This window comes from Trinickia sp., assembly GCF_057351765.1.
In genome coordinates this window covers 1-17,872 of sequence record NZ_JBMRBK010000035.1, presented here as the reverse complement: position 1 = coordinate 17,872, position 17,872 = coordinate 1, and the positions used below count along the sequence as shown (strand labels likewise).

Below are 17,872 nucleotides of genomic sequence, written 5' to 3'. Positions count from 1 at the left end.
CTGTTCACGCTAATTACAGGCTTGCGCTGGCCACCAGAAGGGCCGAGCGCAAGGAATGGGACGAAGGGAATACTCGACGTATTCACAAGGAGCATGACGCGGCGATCGGCCCTTCTGGTGGCCAGCCCCACGAAGGATTCCGACAACCAGGGGAGCGTGCCTTGCCGGCCGCATTACGGCGTCGTTCGTCGTTGCAATAGCTACGGCTATTGCGCCTCCTCTCTCCTTGTCCTGCGGCCGGCAAGGCACGTTCGCAAGCCTGTAATTAGCGTGAACAGGCCCTAGGCTGGCGTGAGCGACAAGGCGCGGGCGTGATGCGCGATGTGATCTTCGATAAAGGTCTCGATGAAGTAATAGCCGTGATCGTAGCCCTCGTGCCGACGCAGAGTAAGCGGTTGTCCTGCCTTCAGGCATGCGGCTTCAAACACCTCCGGATGGAGTTGCTCGACGCGGAATTTATCTGCAAGGCCCTGATCGATGAGAATGCCTTCTTCGAAGCGTGCTGTACCGGCGCGCCCGACGAGATCGCTTGCGTCATATTGCCGCCAAGCGTCGCGATCGTCGCCCAGGTAGCCGGAAAACGCCTTTTGGCCCCATGGACAGCGCATCGGTGCCGAAATCGGTGCGAATGCCGAAACGGATCGATAAAGGCCCGGATTGCGCAACGCGAGTACAAGCGCACCATGCCCGCCCATCGAATGCCCGCAGATCGAGAGCCGGGCGCCGTCGATTGGCAGCTCGGCGAGCACCGCGTGGCGCAGCTCGTCACGCACATAGGAGTACATCTGGTAGTGCTTCGACCAGGGCTCGCGCGTCGCATCGACATAAAAGCCGGCCCCCACGCCGAAATCCCAGTTCTCGCTGTCGCCTTCGATATTGGCCCCGCGCGGGCTCGTATCGGGCGCGATGAGTGCCATGCCGAGCCGCGCGGCGAAGCGCTGTGCGCCCGCCTTGATGGGGAAAGTCTCTTCGGTGCAGGTCAGACCAGCGAGATAGAACAGCGCCGGCACACGGCCGTGCTGCGCGTGCGGCGGCAAATAGATCGAGAACTGCATCGGCAGTCCGATGGCCTTCGACTCGTGCCGGTAAAAACGCTGCTGCCCGCCATGGCAGGCGTGCGACGAGAGCAATTCGAGCATCGTGCGTCTCCTTGATGCGGATGCGGTTCAATGCGATTCAGTGCGATTCGGCACCGATCCGGAGCTCGGCGACCCGCGCTCCGGACCCGGCATCAATAGAGGACGACCGAGCGAATCGATTCACCCTTCTTCATCAGATCGAAGCCTTCGTTGATGCGCTCGAGCGGCAGCGTGTGCGTGATCAGATCGTCGATATTGATCTTGCCTTCCATGTACCAATCGACGATCTTCGGGACGTCGGTGCGTCCTCGCGCGCCGCCGAAGGCCGAGCCCTTCCATTCCCGGCCCGTGACGAGCTGGAATGGACGCGTGCTGATCTCCTGGCCCGCCGCGGCGACGCCGATGATGAACGACTGGCCCCAGCCCTTGTGCGTACACTCGAGCGCCTGGCGCATCAGTTGTACGTTGCCCACGCATTCGAACGAGTAGTCCGCGCCGCCGTCCGTCAGTTGAACGATCTGGTCTACCACGTTTTCGACGTCGTTCGGGTTGATGAAGTGCGTCATTCCGAATTTCTTCGCGAGTTCGACGCGCTTCGGATTGATGTCGACTCCGATGATCTTGTCGGCGCCCACCATCTTCGCGCCCTGGATCACATTGAGGCCGATTCCGCCGAGCCCGAACACGACCACATTGGCACCCGCTTCGACCTTCGCCGAATAGACGACCGCGCCGACACCCGTCGTCACGCCGCAGCCGATGTAGCAGACCTTGTCGAACGGCGCGTCTTCGCGGATCTTCGCCACTGCGATCTCCGGCACGACGATGTAGTTCGAAAACGTCGACGTACCCATGTAGTGGAAGAGAGGTTTGCCGTCGATCGAAAAGCGCGACGTCGCGTCAGGCATCAGGCCCTTGCCCTGCGTCGCACGAATCTTCTGGCAGAGATTCGTCTTGCGCGACAGGCAGAACTTGCATTCGCGGCACTCCGGCGTGTAAAGCGGGATCACGTGGTCGCCCTTTTTGAGCGTGCCGACGCCAGGGCCGACATCAACGACGATGCCTGCGCCTTCGTGCCCGAGAATCGCCGGAAAAATCCCTTCGGGATCGGCGCCGGACAACGTGTAATAGTCCGTGTGGCAAATACCGGTGGCTTTGACCTCGATCAATACCTCGCCCGCACGCGGTCCCTCGAGTTCGACCTCTTCGATCGTGAGCGGGGCGCCCGCCTTCCATGCGATTGCGGCTTTCGTTTTCATCTACACGTGCTCCTGAGTTGTTTCTTTGGCGTGGTTTGGTTGGCCCACAGGCCTTCGCCACGCGGCGACGGCCATGATCGCGCAAATCCGCCTCTCGCGCGAGCCACGGTGCGACGCGCGTCGATGATTTCTCGACATGCCAGAGCCTCTTTGCTCGAAGACTGGCATCACCGCTGGGCCACACCGAACCAGCTTTCCGTACGTCCATATAAATCGAGAAACCGCGCATACCGCGCGGCCAGCGCCGCATCGCCGCTCGGGCTCGCCACTGGCTCGGCGGGCGGCGCGAGCGCCGGCAGGTCCGCTTCGCGCCAGTGGCCGCTCGCCAGCCCCGCGATCAGCCCAGCGCCGCGAGCACCGACGTTGGGGCAATCGACAGCGTCGAGTCCGGCATCGAGCGCATCGGCAAGCAATTGCCGCCAGCGCGGATCGACCGAGCCGCCACCCGCCAGCCTCAGGCGATCGATCTTGCGCGCCGATTGCGGCGGACTTTGCCCCGCATCGGCGCGGATCGCATCGAGCCCCGCACGCAGCGCGAATGCGACGCCTTCGAACGCCGCGCGCATCATCCTGCCGCGCGTGTCGTCGAGGCCGAGGCCTAGCCAGCCGCCGCGCGCGGCCGGGTTCATCCAGGGCGAGCGCTCGCCGCTCAGGTAAGGCAGGAAGGTCACGGCTGAGCGTGTCGTCTCTGCGCTGGCCAGGTCAAACGCGTCCGCATAGGCAGCGGGCCAGTCAACGTAACCGAGCCAGGCGCGCACGTGCTCGAGCGCCACACCCACGTTCTGCATCGCAGCCATGCGGTACCACTGTCCCGTCGCCGTCCGGTAGCGATGCAACCCGCGCGCGGGCCGGGGCTCGTTCGTCGCCAGAACCACGATCTGCCCTCCGCTGCCCGTGGTGACGAGCGCATCCCCGTCGTGCGCGAGGCCGCTGCCGAGTGCGGCGCTCGCCGTGTCGGCCGCGCCGACCGCAAGCGGAATGCCGGCTGGCAGACCGAGCGAGCGCGCCGCCTCGGCCGATAGCTCGCCCGCCGCCGCATACGAATGAGGCGCGAGCGGCGCGAACCACTGGCGCGGCAATCCCAGCGCGGCAATGCGCTCGTCGTCCCATGCCCCCGAAGCATCGGTAAGCGCGGTTGCGCAGGCGTCCGACGGATCGCTGAGTGCGGCTCCGCCCAATGCCACGCGCAGCCAATCCTTCGGTTGCAACGCCCAGCGCGTCGCGGCCGCCGCCCTCGGCTCGTTTTGCATGATCCACCGCAAGAGCGGCCCAGCCATGCCGGGCGCGACGGGATTCGGCTGCGGCTCGGGCCACGCATCGAGCAAGCCCGCGGCGCGCGTGTCGGGCCAGAGCATCGCCGGGCGCACTGCGCGGCCGTGCTCGTCCGTCAGTACCACGCCGTGCATCTGGCCCGCGATGCCGATGGCGCACACGGCTGCCCGCTCCTCGCGCGGCAGAGCGGCTGCGGCATCGACGAGAGCTCGCCACCATGCCTCGACCGGGGTTTGCGCCCATCCCGGCTGCGGGGTCTCGACGGCATAGGCCGCGCCGGACGCGGCCCGTTCGTGCCCATCCTCGTCGAGGATCGCGAGCTTGAGCGAAGCGGTGCCAAGGTCGATACCGAGAAATCGCATGGTGAGGAAAGCCGGTTTTTTTGGAGCGGACAGGGTTGGCGCGGCGCGAAAACGGCGAGCGCGACCGATGCCATCGGTCGATCGCCGCCCCTCGAGCGAGCGCTACACATGATAGCGGTTGCCGTCAGGCTGCATCCCGAAGCGAACCTCGAGGCCGTCCGCCGCACAGCGCACTCGCGATCGAACCACCTCCCAGTCGAGCCACACGGCGGTCGCGAACGAACGGCTGATCGACGATATCTTCAGGACTCCGAATTGACCGATTGGACGAATGGTCGCGGGACGTTCCTCGTTTTTACGAGTTGCGCGGACGCCCTGGGCGGCCCGTCCCGCCTGGCTCGCAGGGACGTCGGCCCCTGATAGTCGCAATTCATCAGACTTTTGAATTGATTGAATTAGACCAATTTAAGCCGTCATATCGGGGCATGCTTCGCCGTCCAATGTCTTTAGGATTCAATCTACCGAGAGGTTCCGAAAGTCCTGGCCCTGTTATGGATTTCCCGAATCTCCCTAAAGGGGTCGGCGTCGGCAGCCGTAAACAAGCCGAGAGGCCCATTGGGTCCTCCCGGCGTGCTCGCGCCTGCGATAGTCGCTGATTACTTCGGATTCCTAACTTTTTTTGGAGCTCACCATGCTGCGTTTCATCATGTCCCTGTCGCGCGACGAGCGCGGCGTTAGCGCGCTCGAATATGCCATTTTGGCGGCGATCGTGGTCTCCGCGCTCGTCGCGGTCGGCACCGTAATGACGGGCACGGATTCGTCGACGGGCTTGCAGGGCCTGTTCAACAGCCTGCTCTCGACGATCAAGGGCAAGCTCCCCTCGTAAGCCGACGGACGGATTCGCCCGTTGCTGCACACAGCAACGGGGCGTCCCTATCCGGCGCGCACATTCGCCGCCAAGGAAAATCGTCATGGATCCGATCAAAGCGATGGCATATCTCATCCTTGCCATCCTTGCGCTCTCGGATCTTCGCTGGCGGCGTCTGCCCAATGTCTGGGTATCGGTCTTCGCCGGCCTCTATCTCATCGAAGCGGCACTGAACGGCAGCACGCTCGTGGAATTCCTGGAGCACGCCGCACTCGGCGTCTTTGCGTTGGGGCTCTCCGCGGTGCTATTTCGGCTGCGCTGGCTAGGCGGCGGCGATGTGAAGCTTGGTGCGGCCGTCTTCCTTTGGTGCGGCCCCGCCTACGCCCTCGCATTACTCGTCGTCGTCTCAGTGTTCGGTGCCCTCCTCGGGCTTTCGATGCTCGCACTCACGTTTGCACTTCGCCACCCCGCTTGCAGCGGTGTCGCCCGACGCACGACTTGGCTCTCTCCGGCCCGCGGCGTGCCTTACGGTATCGCGCTCGCGCTCGGGGGAGCCATTGCAGTGCTGGTGCAGCCGACAGCCGGTTTTCGCGCCGCGGCCACCTTGCTGACATCCTCGTTCGGTCATCCACTCGGTCTCGCGCTAGTCGGCCATGCGCGATTTGCCTAACGAGAACCCGCCGTCCCTATGCCAAACATCCTGAAGCTTGCCGCGCTCATCGCTGTTGCCGCGATTGGTGCCTTCATCATTCGCGCGCTGTTCATCGCGGCTTCGGCGCCCGGCGTTGCGAAGCCCGCCGCGCTCGTGCGCGTGCGAGCGGCAGCGGACGAACTGCCAGACGGCCTGCTGTTGAGGGATTCCGACCTCGTATGGAAAGCAGTGCCACACGACCAGATCCCAGCCGGCGCGTTGTTGGAAGGCTCGCTCGAAGCCAGCGCAAACAATGATCTGAAGGGCGATTTGTTGCGTCACGCCGTGCATGCGGGCACGCCGCTCGGACTCACCGACGTCATCTTGCCCAGCGCGCCCGGCTTTCTCGCTGCGGCGCTCAAGCCAGGCATGCGCGCCATTTCGGTATCTATCGACGACGTTTCCGGCAATGCAGGACTCATTCAGCCTGGCGACTTTGTCGACGTGCTGCTTACCCAGCAAATCCGCGCCGATGCGGGCGTCAATGTTCCGCCGGCACGCGCGGTGGAATCCGAAACGGTTGCCGAACGCGTGCGCGTCCTTGCGGTCGGGTCAGCGTTCAGGCGTCCGAAGGACGACGCGGCAGCGTCGACTACAAACGTGCGAACCGCGACTTTCGAAGTGTCGCCGGTCGGCGCCCAGTCGATCACCGTGGCTGCGCATCTCGGCACGCTCTCGCTTGCGCTGCGCAGCTTTGCGACGCGCGACAAGCACGCTTCGGACGCCGAAGACGTCGCACGCGCGCAGACGCCGCCCGTTTGGGCCGGCGATGTGTCGCGCGCGCTGAAAGCCGTGACCACGCCCGCTGCGACACCCGGCAGACCAGCGGCGCAGGTCCCCCAAGTCATGATCTATCGCGGCTCGAAAGTTGAGCAGGCAGGCGGCTCCGGGCAAAACGGCGCATCGCTGGGCGGGCAGCCGCTCCCGCCGTTGCCGCCCGGTACACCACCGGTTGTGCCCGCTCGTGCCGCAAACGAACCCGCCATCCCCGCAGGAACATAGGACTCACATGGCCAGCCTTACACGCGCCAATCCGTTCGCACGCCGCGCACGCCATCGCCCAGCCACGCTCGCCGAACTCGCGACGCAGCTCGCGCATGTTGGCGCGCTCGCCGCCTTCCTTTGCATTGCGATGTTCGCCGGCGCGCGTGCGGCATCGGCCGACGAGCCGGACGTATTGTCCGTCGCGGCGGGAGGCGGGACGATGATCTCGCTGCCCGAGCCGGCCGTGGCCGTCTTCGTGGCGGACCCCGATATCGCCGATGTCCATGTGCCCACACCGCGTTCCGTTTTCGTGCTCGGCAAGAAGGCGGGCACGACGACGCTCTTTGCGCTGGGCGCCAATAACCGGCAGATCCTGCGCAAGACGATCAGCGTGGCCACGGATACGGCTTCCGTTCAGCGGCTCTTGGATACGCGCTTTCCGCAGTTGGGCGTGCATGTGACGAGCGCACCCGGATCGCTGATGGTGAGTGGCTCGGTGCCGAGCGCGGCCGATGCCGACGCCGTCGTTCAGACGCTGCAGCCCTATTTGCACGCCAAGGAGCAACTGGTCAACCGGATGACGGTCGCGCATCCGATTCAGGTGCTGCTGCGCGTGCGCATCACGGAAGTCGATCGCAACATCACGCATCAGCTCGGCGTCGACTGGAATGCATTGGGCAAGAACGGCAACTTCTTCGGTGGCCTGTTCAACGGGCGCGCAATCTTCGACTCGACGACGAACCTTTTCAACCTGTCGTCGACGGGCGCGTACTCGGTGCTTGGCGGGTTCAAGGCTGGCGGCACGCAGATCGAGGGCGTCCTGGACGCGCTCGACAAGGAAGGGTTGATCACGATGCTGGCCGAACCCAATCTGACCGCCGTCTCGGGACAAACCGCGAGCTTCCTCGCGGGCGGTGAGTTACCCATTCCGGTCCCGCAAAGCGGCACTACCAGCACGATCACGATCGAGTACAAGCCCTACGGCGTCTCGCTCAATTTCACGCCGACCGTGATGGCCGACAACCGCATCAGCCTTAGCGTGCGCCCTGAAGTGAGCCAGATCGATCCGACCAACAGCATCACAATGAACACCATCATCGTGCCCGCGCTGACGGTACGCCGCATGGAGACCACGGTCGAGCTGTCGAGCGGGCAAAGCTTCGCCATCGGCGGTTTGTTGCAAAGCACGTCGAGCGATGTCCTGTCCGAGCTGCCGGGCCTCGGCCGGCTGCCGGTGCTCGGCAAACTGTTCTCCTCGAAGAGCTACCAGAACAACAAGACCGAGCTCGTCGTGATCGTCACGCCTTACATCGTGGGACCAACCGGCCCTGGACAGTTGCACGGCGCACTCGACGACATCATGCGCCCGAGCACCGACGTCGAATTCGCCGTCCAGCATTCGCTCGGAGCGGATCCGCTGTCGGGGCAGTCGCCTCGCCTCGTCGGCGCCGCCGGCTTCGTCTATTGAGCAGGAGAACCCGGACCATGATGAATTCACGGCACATCCTCATCGTTACCGTCTTCGCCGGCGCCGCGAGCATCGGCCTGACGTCCTGCATGTCGGCGCCGCTCGGCATACCCGACGCGTCGGTGATCGGCTACGTGCCCGGGGAAAACGGCGGGCATGCGGTCCCGCCCTCATGCGAGGCGCTCAACGAAGCCGCACCGATGCGGGACGCCGGGATGCAACGCCCAGGTGTGGCGTTCGGCTGCGCCACTTATTCGAATCTCGCCGCCATGGTCGCACGCCCCGCCGATTTCGTAAGCCCCCGCCCATACGCCGGAGCCGACGCGCCAATGGCCGCAAGCGCTGTGCGGCGCTACGAAGCCGGCCGCGCAATGCCGTTGAGTGGGGCCTACGGCGGCGGCAGTTCCTCGTCGTCTTCACCCCCGGCATCGCCGGCGGGTTCCCAGTAACGGAGACGGAAAACATGGGCGCACACGAAACCAGCCTGTTTAAACGCCGCGCGCGGCCTTCCGGCGCGGAAAAACTCATTGCCGTCGTCACCGACGCCATTAGCGCGGAGGTCATTAACAACGTCGCCGTTGATGAAGGGGTCGCGACGTCCCACGTCACACTGGGTTCGCTCGACGATGCAGTGGGCGTCATGACTGCGCTCAAGGAATCTCCGCATTACCTGATCATTGATGTATCGGGTTCTGCCATGCCGATTTCGGATCTGATGCGGCTCGCAGACGTCGTGGACCCATCGGTCACCGTCGTCGCAATCGGCGAGCGCAATGACGTCGGACTTTTCAGAAACCTGCTGCAACTCGGCATACGCGACTATCTCGTCAAACCGCTCACGGTCGAGCTAGTCAGGCGTGCGCTCACCGCGAACGACGCGAGCACTTCGCCGCGAATGGGCAAGGCGCTGAGCTTCGTGGGCACGCGAGGCGGCGTCGGCGTAACGACGATTGCCACGGCGCTCGCGAGCCACCTTGCCGACAAGACGCGCCGCCGCATCGCATACATCGACCTGGACCCGTACGGCGGTGCAGCAGCCTCGATGTTCGGTGTATCCGCCACGAGCGGTCTCATCGAACTGCTGCAAAACCCGCATCGACTCGACCAACAGCTTATCAACCAGGCATTCATCGCGCAGAGCGATCGCTTGTTCGTCCTGGCCTCCGAACTATCGTACGACCAGGATTTCTCGTTGCGCGCGGGGGCGCTCTCCGAGCTCATCGCCATGCTCAAGCGCCACTTCCATTACATCGTGATGGATTTGCCGCATCGGGGCGGCATGCTGATCGACGGAGCCTTCGAGGCAAGCGCGATGATCCACGTCGTGGCGGATCTCTCCGTGCACTCGACGCGCGAAGCGGCGCGCTTGTGCCAATTCGCGGAAACGCGCGACGCGAATCCGGCGATATCGGTACTCGTGAACGAGTCGAGACAGCCGGTGCCCGGCCGCGTGAATTCGAAGGATTTCATCGGTGCGCTCGCGCGGGGATCAGTCCAACCGCTGCCGTACGAGCCGCAGATGCTGGCGCTTGCCGAAAATCTCGGTGAGGCGCTCGCCACCACGCAGCGCTCTCCGTTCGCGGCGGCGATCGTCGCGCTCGCCAATTCGATCACCGGTAACGAGGAAGCGGCGGCACCGGCGCGCACGCCGTGGTATCGGCGTCTCGCGCCCGCACGGAGGGCAAGCTGATGTTCGGCCGCCGCAACGGGTTGCTGAGCGCCGATCCGGCAACGGACCCGGACGAACTGCGGGCCTCGCCGGCCGAGCCAGCGTACTCGGCTCCTGTGGCCGGAAGCTTGCGCGACGCAAGTGCGAGCACCGCGGCCTCCGCGGCAGTTCACCCCCCCCTGATTGCAAGCGTATCGGACCGGCACGAAGCGGTCATCCGCTCCGACACATTCAAGACGATACGCACGGCAGTTTTCTCGTCGATGAACATGTCCGCCGCACTGATGATGTCGCGCAGTGACGTGCGCGCCGGCATCGAGCAGATCGCGGCCGAGACCATCGCACGGGACAGGCTGACGCTGACGCTCGGCGAACAGACGCTGATCGTCGACGAAATCGTCAACGACATGTTCGGCATCGGGCCGATCGAGCCGTTGCTGGCCGACGAACGGGTGACCGACATCCTCGTGAACGGGCCCGATCACGTCTATGTCGAGCGCGGCGGCCGTCTCGAATTGACGCCGTTGAAGTTCCGCGACAACGCACACGTCATCAACGTCGCGCAGCGCATCGCAGCCGCCGTCGGACGGCGCGTGGACGAAAGCAGTCCGATGGTGGACGCGCGACTGGCCGACGGCAGCCGCGTGAACGTCGTACTGCCGCCCATTGCGTTGCGCGGCGCCTCCATCTCGATCCGAAAATTCGCCAAACGCAATATCACGCTGGGCCGTATGGCGCAGCAGGGCAACATCTCACCGGCGATGGTCGACGTGCTGAGGATCGCCACCGCATGCCGCCTGAACGTCGTGATTTCCGGCGGTACGGGCTCCGGCAAAACGACGCTGCTCAACGCGCTCTCACGTTTCATCGACGAGAGCGAGCGCGTCGTTACGATCGAAGACGCGGCCGAACTGCAGCTGCAGCAGCCCCATGTAGTCAGCCTCGAAACGCGGCCCGAGAACAGCGAAGGACTCGGCGGCGTTTCTCAGCGAGACCTCGTGCGCAATGCGCTGCGGATGCGCCCCGACCGCATCATTCTCGGCGAGACGCGCGGCACGGAAGCATTCGACGTGCTGCAAGCGATGAATACGGGCCACGACGGTTCGATGACGACGGTCCATGCGAACACGCCGCGCGACGCGATCACGCGACTCGAAAGCATGGTGATGATGGCCAACGGCAATTTGCCGCTGATGTCGATTCGCAGACAGATTGCGAGCGCGGTCCATCTGATCCTGCAAGTCGAGCGGATGCGCGACGGTGTGCGACGCGTGACGCATGTCACCGAGATCGCGGGCATGGAAGGCGATGTCGTGATTACGCAGGACCTCTTCACGTTTCGCTACAACGCAAGCGCCTACGAAGAGCAGGTGCGCGGCGCGTTCGAATGCTCGTCGCTGCGACCGGTTTTCGCGCAACGGGCTATCTACTATGGACTCGAAGAGGCGCTGCTCGCAGCGATGCAATCATGAGACCGGCGGACGTCGTCACCGCCGGTGCCTTTTTTGCACTCGTCGTGCTGGGCCTCATCGTGAGGTCCTTGCGTCAAATGGCGCGGCAGCAACCGGCAACGCGCATTCGGACGCGCATTGCCGAGCTGCGTGACGAACAGCAGGTCGCCACGACGCGACGCGACGAAAAGGAAGGGCAAGACAAGCAGCAGGAGCTGCTCAAGCGCAAGCGCCGCCTGCCCGATCAAGCGGCACTGCTGGCCCCGTTCGTGGCGAAGTACGAACGCGTTCGCACGGTCGGCGGCGCCGCCGGCATACGTCTCATCTGCGTCGTCGGTGTCGTGGCGCTCGTCGCGTCGCTCGTCGGCGCGACGTCGTTCTCGTTGGGCCCGTTGGCGCGTTTCGCGATTTCAGTCGGCGCGACTTTTATCGCCATGCGCGCCGCTTACCGATGGGTCATCGGGCGGTTCCGCCTGCGTTTTCTTGCGGTCTTTCCCGACACCCTCGATCTCATCATTCGCGCGGTGCGCGCAGGCATCCCCGCGGTTCAGGCCATCTGCATCGCGGGCGTCGAAAGCGAAGAACCCGTTCGAACGACGTTTCGCACCATGGGCGATGCGCTGCTCGTGGGGGCGGAGTTGAAGGAAGTGCTCGAACAGGCGGCAGCACGTTTGCAGCTTGCCGATTTTTCGTTCTTCACGGTTTGCCTGATCCTGCAACGCGAAACAGGCGGCAACCTCGGCGACACCCTCGAGACTCTGGCGGCCATCGTGCGCTCGCGGCGCGACATCCGCGCGAAGAGCAAGGCGCTAACGGCTGAAGGCAAGCTCGCCAGCAAAATGATCGCGGCTGTCCCCTTCGTGATCATGGGCGTGTTTTATGTCGTGAATCGCCCCTATCTCGATGTGCTCACGAACACGCATGCCGGTCACAAGATACTGGCGCTTGCAGCAGGGTTGATGACGGTCGGATTGTGGCTGATCAACAAGATTGCCAACCTGGATACGTCGCGATGATGAATGCGGACTTCTGGCGCAACGCCGCCCTGCTCCTGTTGCTGGCCGTCATCACGTTATGGCTCGTCTTGCGCGGCACGAGCAAACGCGCGCGCATCGCGCAACGCGTCCGGCAAAGCACCGTGCGCGGCAGCAGCAACGCCCCGGTGGCCGCGATGAACGTGCCGAAACGTCTTGCCACGCGTGTCGCCACGATCGGTGAGCGTATGCCTGTCGTGCAGGCGGAAGACCGAGCGAAGCTCGCTACGCGGCTTGCCAGCGCCGGTTTTCGCGACCGACGCGCCGTAGCGGTCATGTCCGGACTGAAGGTTGTAGTCGGCGCCTGCCTTGCTTTGAGCGCGATCGCGCTCGGCGGGCATCTGCCTAAGCTTGGGCAGTTCTTTCTCTTCCGCGTACTGCTGATGGCCGGCGCCTTCGTGATCGGCATGATGCTGCCGGAATACGCATTGGGTTTCCTCATCCGGCGCCGCCGCAAGACCATCGCCGTTGCCCTGCCCGATGCGCTCGATCTGCTTGTCATCTGCACGAATGCCGGCAACAGCCTCGTAGTGGCGATCAAGCGCGTCGCAACCGAGCTGCGGATGATTTGCCCGCCGCTCGCCGACGAGCTCAGCGTGACTGCGGATGAGCTCAGTCTCGGTGGCGATAGCGGCCTCGCGCTGCACGCAATGGCGGCCCGCATCGGCCTGTCCTCAGTGCGCGCGCTCGTGACGACGCTCGTGCAGGCCCAGAAGTACGGCACGCCGATCACACAGGCCCTGCGGACGCTGTCGCGTACAGAGCGCTCGATGCAAATGGTCGCGCTCGAAGAAAAGGCCGCGAAGCTCGCGCCCAAGATGACGCTGCCGATGATGCTGTTCATCATGCCGACCGTGGCGCTCATTGCGGTCGGCCCGGCGGCGATCCGGCTCTTAGCCGTGTTTCGTCATCATTGAATGATCGTTTCTGTTTTGTCCTTTGTTTTTGTTTCTGGAGGTGGCATGACCACACCCCGCCCCACTCTTTCGCATCGCGCCTCGCTGGCGCTCTGCATGTCGATTGCGGCCGCGATGCTCATGGGGGGCTGCGCGAGCAATCACTACGTGGTGCCGCAGCCGATGCCCGTAAGCCACGTTCCCGACGCGAACGCCGATCTGCATATCGCCGAAAGCGCGCTCGGAGCAGGCGACACTCAGTTGGCCCTCTCCCTCTTCGAAAAGCTTTTGAAGGCCGATCCGCAATCGCGGCCCGCGCAATTGGGTCTCGCCGATACGATCTACCAGACGGGCGACCTTGCCCGAGCCAGCGTGCTCTACACGCGCGTCGCGGCTTCGGCCCCCGACGATCCGCGCACCCAGTTGGGACTCGCGCGCATCGCGCTGCGCCAACGGCATCTGGACGAGGCGGAGCAGCGCTACCGCAAATTGACCTCGGCCTATCCCGATAACGCGGTGGCGGCCGAGGGACTCGGAGCGACGCTGGACCTGCTAGGCCGGCATGAAGAGGCGCAGGCCGTCTATCGCGCCGCGCTGGAGCGCCACCCCGAAGTTCAGGGCCTCAAGGCGGACCTTGGGTTGTCGCTCGTGCTCTCGGGCCAGGCGCGAGCCGGCGCGAACGTATTGCTCGATATTGCGAGCCTGGCCGATGCGCCTCCGCAAGCGCGCCAGAACCTCGCGCTCGCCTACGGCTTGCTCGGCAACGGCGAGGCGGCCAAGCGCATTCTCGTATCGGAGATGCCGACCGAATCCGCCGAAGACAATCTGCGTTTCTATCGGGACTTGCGTGAACGACTGACGGCACAAGCCGGCAGCGGCGCCCACGCGGTACGGGTGCCGGGCGACGGCGTTTCATCGGGCGGAACGATTCGATGAGACCGCGTTTGCATCTCGGCAGGCACCGTCGCGCACGCACCGGCGGCATCGTCTCGCTCGAGTTCGTGCTCATGCTGCCGTTCTTGCTGATGGTGATGCTCGGCATCATCGACATGAGCCTGCTGCTTTGCGACAAGGCAGTCATTACAAGTGCCGCAGGCGCTGCGGCGCGTCAGGGCGTTGTCTTGCGCTCGACGCCTTATACGATCGCCCAGATCCAGAACGTTGCCTTGACCTACACGCAAGGCAGCCTGGTCAGCGGCGGCACGACCACCACGCCGACTGTCACACCGTCGGGCAGCTGCTCAACGATCGGCAGCGGCAATGCGCTGAAAGTGACGATCAATTACACGTACAACGGGCTCGTGGTCGGCTCGGCGTTCAGCGCGCTGACGGGACCTGTCACGTTAACGGCCGCGGCGGTGATGAACTGTGAGTGAACGAGCGAGTACCTTGCGCGCGAGTGCGGCCCGCATCGGGCGGCCGAAAGTCTGCCGCACGAATTTGCGATGCTGGTCGAGCCGTGCAAAAGCGCGCGGCTCCGCTGCACTGTGGTTCCTGTTTACGTTGACACTGCTGCTGATGTTCGGTGCTTTTGCGGTAGACGTTCCACGTGTGTTTGCGGTCAACCACGAATTGCAGAACGCCGCCGATGCAGCGGCGCTTGCCGGTGCCGGTGCGCTCACGACAGGTTCGAGCATCCCCAATTGGTCCGCAGCCGCGGCATCTGCCGCGGCCGCGGTGCCATTGAACGGATCGGACGGTGTCAAGCTATCGACCGGTACAATCAAGACCGGTTACTGGGACGTCGCGGCATCGTCCCCTATCTTGGTTGCGCCCAGTGCGGTCATACTACCGGCTCCTTCAGGGCACATGCCTGAACCAGCCGTGCAGGTCACGGTCACGCGAGACGCGAGTACGAACGGCGGACTGGTCAAGCTCTTGCTCGGCACGCTCCTTGGCACTGCATCCACATCCGACAGCGCAACGTCCGTCGCGGTCATCACGCCGCCCTCGGCGCTTCCGGCCGGCGGGCTGTTTCCCGTCATGATGGATCAGTGCGTCTACAATCAATATTGGGACAGCACGACGAATCAGCCGAAGCTCGATGCGTCCGGCCAACCCAAATCGTTCTCGATCGGCAACGGCGCCACCTATGGCGGCACATGCGAAGCCGGGCAATGGACTTCGTTCAAAACCGTCGCAAACGATACGCCGACCATCCGCGGACTCATTACCAACGGCAATCCCACCGCGTTGGCGATCGGGGACAGCATCTACATTCAGTCAGGCGTCAAAGACACCATCTACAGTAGCGTGCCCAAGGGGGTCACCGTCGTGATGCCAGTCGGCACAAATCTTTCTACGAGCGGCTATACGCCGATCATCGCGTTCGCCGCCTTCTACATCGATTCGTCGAACGGCGGCAGCAGCAAGGCCATTTCCGGCCATTTCGTCGCAGGCTACAAGATACCCACTCAGGCATCGGGCATTGGCACCGGCTACGGCAGCTATGTGGCACCGAGGATCGCATATTGAAGATGCGTAGACCGACATCGCATCCGCAAGAGTCGCGCTATTCCTATCGGCGCTCCTACGTGATCGGCTGGACCATCATCGCGACGCTCGTTTTCGTCGATGCGCTATGGCTCCGCACAGGCGCATACTCGGTGCGTCTAGCGAGCCTGATTGCAACAGCGAAACCCGATATGACATTGCTCGCCGTCGCCGCCGCGCTCGGCGCAATGACCAGGATTACCCGCTACCGTAGCGCGATAAGAACGCTGCGGTACGCTGAACTATCTCAGACGCTCGCATACGTCGCCATGCTTTCCTGCTTCGCATCGGCGTGTTCCATCCTGTCCTATCTTTGCGTGACGACGAACGCCCCGCTCATCGACAACGATCTAATCCAGTTCGACCGGCTACTCGGTTTCGATTGGTCCTCGACCTACCAATGGGTACACGCGCATCCCGATATCCATCGCGCACTCGCGCTGGCCTACGACAGTGGGCTATGGCAGTTGATCGGCATTCCGGTATTACTTGGCCTGATGGGGCGCCGGAGGCAGTTGGCGGAGTTTTCGCTGCTTTTCATGTCGGCCGCGGTTCTGACCAGCCTGGTCCCCGCCGTCGTTCCCGCAGCCAGTGCGTTTACGCATTTCGGCATAACCGATCCGCAGACTGCTTCCACGGTATCCGACTTTGCATTGTTGCGAAGCGGTTCGTTACGGACATTCGATTTGTCGGCCGCTCAAGGCTTGGTCTCGATGCCGTCCTTTCACACCGAAATGGCCGTCATTTTTGCGTACGCGCTTCGACGCGTGCCGGTCGTTTCCGTTATCGGCGTCGTGTTGAATGCGGCGATGATCGCTTCGACGCCGACCGAGGGCGGGCACTATTTGGCCGATGTGATCGGCGGCTTGCTACTCGCGCTCGCGCTCATCGGGGTAGCGAGATCCATGCGTCGCCGCCGGACACTGCGGCTTGCGGCAGTCACCCAAGCCAGCCCATGGAGCCGAACCGGCGAGCCTGTCGCTTGCCGGTTCGGATTCGTTTCGACGAACGAACGATCGGCTCACCCCGCCGGTCCCTTCACCCCCGAAGCCCCGCCTTGCGGCACCTGCGCGGGCAGCAAGCCGTAATCGGTTCCCGCATCGGCCGGCCTCTGCGTTTCGCCCGTCTGCTGCAACTATCCACCGCCAAGCGCCACGTAAAGATCGACGAGATTCGTAAGCCGCGCCACGCGCGCATTGGATGCCCTGTTTTTCCGTGTAGGCTCTTCGAACGCTTTAGCGGACTTAGAGAGATCCGGACGCTCTAGCAGAATCAGAAAAGACATCCCGCGGCACGGACTGTTGCTGTGGCATGTTCTCGTCGCTCCGTACGCCGAACCATCGAGCGAGAGATCACCAGATGCGACAAGGTGTCACTGGCGACCGGCGCCGCCATTAAAGGCGGTTTAGCGAGTTTATACTGAAATCATAAACTAGCTAAACTCGCTACATCCCGTTCGCTGCCGTCAAGGGTTAGCTTCGGACGGCGTCGTCCCTCGTAAGGCGATCGCATTCCTGCGCCGACCCGTGTTCGCGGGGTGTATAAAACGAAACCGGCGAGCTGGACTGCCGCTCGCCGGTTTGAATTCAACTTTGAAACGCGCGGCCGCCTCAACTAGCCGGCGCCTTCACCCCCGAAGCCCCACCCTGCGGCACCTGCGCGGGCAACGACCCATAATCCGTCCCCGCGTCCGCCGGCCTCGGTGTCTCACCCGTCTGCTGCACCCACCCACCGCCGAGCGCCACATACAGATCAACAAGACTGGTCAGCCGTGCGACACGCGCATTGATCAGCGATTGCTGCGCCGAATAGAGATTGGTCTGCGCAGTCAACACCTGCAGATAACTATCGACCCCATTCCGATACCGCAGCTGCGACAAATCAAGCGCCCGCTGCTCCGCATTCGTATTCCGCTCGAGCGCCCCGATCTGCGCATCATAAGTACTCCGCGCAGCGAGCCCATCGGCCACATCCCGAAACGCCGACTGAATCGCCTTCTCATACTTCGCGATCTCGATCCGCTTCTGAATATTGGCAAGATCAAGATTTGCGATATTCCGCCCACCCTCAAAAATCGGCAGCGAAATCTGCGGCGTAAAACTCCAAGCCGCCGACCCAGGCTTGAACAATCCACCAAGCGTCAAGCTCTCGGTACCAGCCGAACCCGTCAGCGAAATCTTCGGGAAAAACGCCGCACGTGCCGCACCGATATTCGCATTCGCCGCGCGCAGCGAAGCCTCCGCTTCCATGATGTCGGGCCGGCGAGTGAGCAAATCGGACGGCAGCCCCGCCGGGATATCGCTCAAAAGCGCCTGATCGCCAAGCGAGCGGCCGGGCGGCAGATCGTCGGGCAGCGACTGCCCGATCAGCAGCGCGAGCGCGTTTTCCGCCTGCGCACGGGAACGG

Annotated in this window: 17 protein-coding genes and 1 pseudogene; 14 read left to right on the top strand and 4 right to left on the bottom strand. The window is 63.7% G+C overall.

From position 1 onward, the window contains the following. A pseudogene (locus tag ACO1XS_RS08340) lies at positions 1-200 on the top strand (hypothetical protein); the annotation flags it as partial. Positions 201-281: 81 nt separating this feature from the next. Here the strand turns inward: ACO1XS_RS08340 and fghA are convergent. The 3 genes from fghA to ACO1XS_RS08325 all read right to left on the bottom strand — a co-directional run bounded on the left by fghA (position 282) and on the right by ACO1XS_RS08325 (position 3,972). Then, on the bottom strand, positions 282-1,139 hold the full coding sequence (fghA, locus tag ACO1XS_RS08335; RefSeq protein WP_331568100.1) for an S-formylglutathione hydrolase: 858 nt from the start codon (positions 1,137-1,139) through the stop codon (positions 282-284). A gap of 92 nt (positions 1,140-1,231) precedes the next feature. Continuing rightward, on the bottom strand, positions 1,232-2,338 hold the full coding sequence (locus ACO1XS_RS08330) for an S-(hydroxymethyl)glutathione dehydrogenase/class III alcohol dehydrogenase (protein ID WP_331568101.1): 1,107 nt from the start codon (positions 2,336-2,338) through the stop codon (positions 1,232-1,234). 167 nt (positions 2,339-2,505) lie between these two features. Further along, complete coding sequence (locus tag ACO1XS_RS08325; protein WP_486390409.1) at positions 2,506-3,972, bottom strand: xylulokinase; 1,467 nt, start codon at positions 3,970-3,972, stop codon at positions 2,506-2,508. Positions 3,973-4,603: 631 nt separating this feature from the next. On the opposite strand from ACO1XS_RS08325, the gene ACO1XS_RS08320 reads away from it, so the two are divergent. The 13 genes from ACO1XS_RS08320 (at position 4,604) to ACO1XS_RS08260 (ending at position 16,554) form a co-directional block, all read left to right on the top strand. After that, positions 4,604-4,798, top strand: a complete 195-nt coding sequence (locus tag ACO1XS_RS08320; RefSeq protein WP_331573811.1) for a Flp family type IVb pilin — start codon at positions 4,604-4,606, stop codon at positions 4,796-4,798. An 85-nt stretch (positions 4,799-4,883) separates the two neighbouring features. Continuing rightward, a complete protein-coding gene (locus ACO1XS_RS08315; protein ID WP_331573810.1) occupies positions 4,884-5,450 on the top strand; it encodes an A24 family peptidase in 567 nt (188 codons plus the stop codon). Positions 5,451-5,468: 18 nt separating this feature from the next. Further along, the gene (cpaB, locus tag ACO1XS_RS08310; protein WP_331573808.1) at positions 5,469-6,473 is read left to right on the top strand and encodes a Flp pilus assembly protein CpaB; all 1,005 of its coding nucleotides are present in this window, start codon (positions 5,469-5,471) and stop codon (positions 6,471-6,473) included. Between the two features lie 7 nt (positions 6,474-6,480). Beyond that, complete coding sequence (locus ACO1XS_RS08305) at positions 6,481-7,923, top strand: type II and III secretion system protein family protein (protein ID WP_414720335.1); 1,443 nt, start codon at positions 6,481-6,483, stop codon at positions 7,921-7,923. 17 nt (positions 7,924-7,940) lie between these two features. Then, on the top strand, positions 7,941-8,372 hold the full coding sequence (locus ACO1XS_RS08300; RefSeq protein ID WP_414720334.1) for a CpaD family pilus assembly lipoprotein: 432 nt from the start codon (positions 7,941-7,943) through the stop codon (positions 8,370-8,372). Between the two features lie 14 nt (positions 8,373-8,386). Continuing rightward, positions 8,387-9,613 carry a CpaE/TadZ family protein gene (locus ACO1XS_RS08295; RefSeq protein ID WP_331573806.1) on the top strand — a complete coding sequence of 409 codons (1,227 nt, stop codon included), beginning with the start codon at positions 8,387-8,389 and terminating at the stop codon, positions 9,611-9,613. Beyond that, the gene (locus tag ACO1XS_RS08290) at positions 9,613-11,064 is read left to right on the top strand and encodes a TadA family conjugal transfer-associated ATPase (protein ID WP_486390408.1); all 1,452 of its coding nucleotides are present in this window, start codon (positions 9,613-9,615) and stop codon (positions 11,062-11,064) included. Before ACO1XS_RS08295 ends, ACO1XS_RS08290 begins: the two co-directional genes overlap by 1 nt. Next, positions 11,061-12,059 carry a type II secretion system F family protein gene (locus ACO1XS_RS08285; protein WP_486390407.1) on the top strand — a complete coding sequence of 333 codons (999 nt, stop codon included), beginning with the start codon at positions 11,061-11,063 and terminating at the stop codon, positions 12,057-12,059. Before ACO1XS_RS08290 ends, ACO1XS_RS08285 begins: the two co-directional genes overlap by 4 nt. Continuing rightward, entirely contained in the window at positions 12,056-12,994 is a 939-nt protein-coding gene (locus ACO1XS_RS08280) for a type II secretion system F family protein (protein WP_486390406.1), read from the top strand. The genes ACO1XS_RS08285 and ACO1XS_RS08280 overlap by 4 nt, the downstream gene beginning before the upstream one ends. Positions 12,995-13,039: 45 nt before the next feature. Further along, entirely contained in the window at positions 13,040-13,909 is an 870-nt protein-coding gene (locus ACO1XS_RS08275) for a tetratricopeptide repeat protein (RefSeq protein ID WP_331573304.1), read from the top strand. Further along, positions 13,906-14,349, top strand: a complete 444-nt coding sequence (locus ACO1XS_RS08270; protein ID WP_331573306.1) for a TadE/TadG family type IV pilus assembly protein — start codon at positions 13,906-13,908, stop codon at positions 14,347-14,349. The genes ACO1XS_RS08275 and ACO1XS_RS08270 overlap by 4 nt, the downstream gene beginning before the upstream one ends. A 34-nt stretch (positions 14,350-14,383) precedes the next feature. Continuing rightward, positions 14,384-15,448 (top strand): pilus assembly protein TadG-related protein, encoded by a 1,065-nt coding sequence (locus ACO1XS_RS08265; protein ID WP_486390410.1) that lies wholly within the window; start codon positions 14,384-14,386, stop codon positions 15,446-15,448. Positions 15,449-15,450: 2 nt separating this feature from the next. After that, positions 15,451-16,554, top strand: a complete 1,104-nt coding sequence (locus ACO1XS_RS08260) for a phosphatase PAP2 family protein (protein ID WP_331568252.1) — start codon at positions 15,451-15,453, stop codon at positions 16,552-16,554. Positions 16,555-17,076: 522 nt separating this feature from the next. Here ACO1XS_RS08260 and ACO1XS_RS08255 read toward each other — a convergent pair. Continuing rightward, on the bottom strand, positions 17,077-17,872 hold a 796-nt coding region (locus ACO1XS_RS08255; RefSeq protein ID WP_486390405.1), incomplete at its 5' end, for an efflux transporter outer membrane subunit.

What these genes read in the sequence shown, in the direction of transcription:
- fghA (WP_331568100.1), bottom strand. Translation starts at nt 1,139, where the DNA reads ATGCTCGAATTGCTCTCGTCGCACGCCTGCCATGGCGGGCAGCAGCGT.
- ACO1XS_RS08330 (WP_331568101.1), bottom strand. Translation starts at nt 2,338, where the DNA reads ATGAAAACGAAAGCCGCAATCGCATGGAAGGCGGGCGCCCCGCTCACG.
- ACO1XS_RS08325 (WP_486390409.1), bottom strand. Translation starts at nt 3,972, where the DNA reads ATGCGATTTCTCGGTATCGACCTTGGCACCGCTTCGCTCAAGCTCGCG.
- ACO1XS_RS08320 (WP_331573811.1), top strand. Translation starts at nt 4,604, where the DNA reads ATGCTGCGTTTCATCATGTCCCTGTCGCGCGACGAGCGCGGCGTTAGC.
- ACO1XS_RS08315 (WP_331573810.1), top strand. Translation starts at nt 4,884, where the DNA reads ATGGATCCGATCAAAGCGATGGCATATCTCATCCTTGCCATCCTTGCG.
- cpaB (WP_331573808.1), top strand. Translation starts at nt 5,469, where the DNA reads ATGCCAAACATCCTGAAGCTTGCCGCGCTCATCGCTGTTGCCGCGATT.
- ACO1XS_RS08305 (WP_414720335.1), top strand. Translation starts at nt 6,481, where the DNA reads ATGGCCAGCCTTACACGCGCCAATCCGTTCGCACGCCGCGCACGCCAT.
- ACO1XS_RS08300 (WP_414720334.1), top strand. Translation starts at nt 7,941, where the DNA reads ATGATGAATTCACGGCACATCCTCATCGTTACCGTCTTCGCCGGCGCC.
- ACO1XS_RS08295 (WP_331573806.1), top strand. Translation starts at nt 8,387, where the DNA reads ATGGGCGCACACGAAACCAGCCTGTTTAAACGCCGCGCGCGGCCTTCC.
- ACO1XS_RS08290 (WP_486390408.1), top strand. Translation starts at nt 9,613, where the DNA reads ATGTTCGGCCGCCGCAACGGGTTGCTGAGCGCCGATCCGGCAACGGAC.
- ACO1XS_RS08285 (WP_486390407.1), top strand. Translation starts at nt 11,061, where the DNA reads ATGAGACCGGCGGACGTCGTCACCGCCGGTGCCTTTTTTGCACTCGTC.
- ACO1XS_RS08280 (WP_486390406.1), top strand. Translation starts at nt 12,056, where the DNA reads ATGATGAATGCGGACTTCTGGCGCAACGCCGCCCTGCTCCTGTTGCTG.
- ACO1XS_RS08275 (WP_331573304.1), top strand. Translation starts at nt 13,040, where the DNA reads ATGACCACACCCCGCCCCACTCTTTCGCATCGCGCCTCGCTGGCGCTC.
- ACO1XS_RS08270 (WP_331573306.1), top strand. Translation starts at nt 13,906, where the DNA reads ATGAGACCGCGTTTGCATCTCGGCAGGCACCGTCGCGCACGCACCGGC.
- ACO1XS_RS08260 (WP_331568252.1), top strand. Translation starts at nt 15,451, where the DNA reads ATGCGTAGACCGACATCGCATCCGCAAGAGTCGCGCTATTCCTATCGG.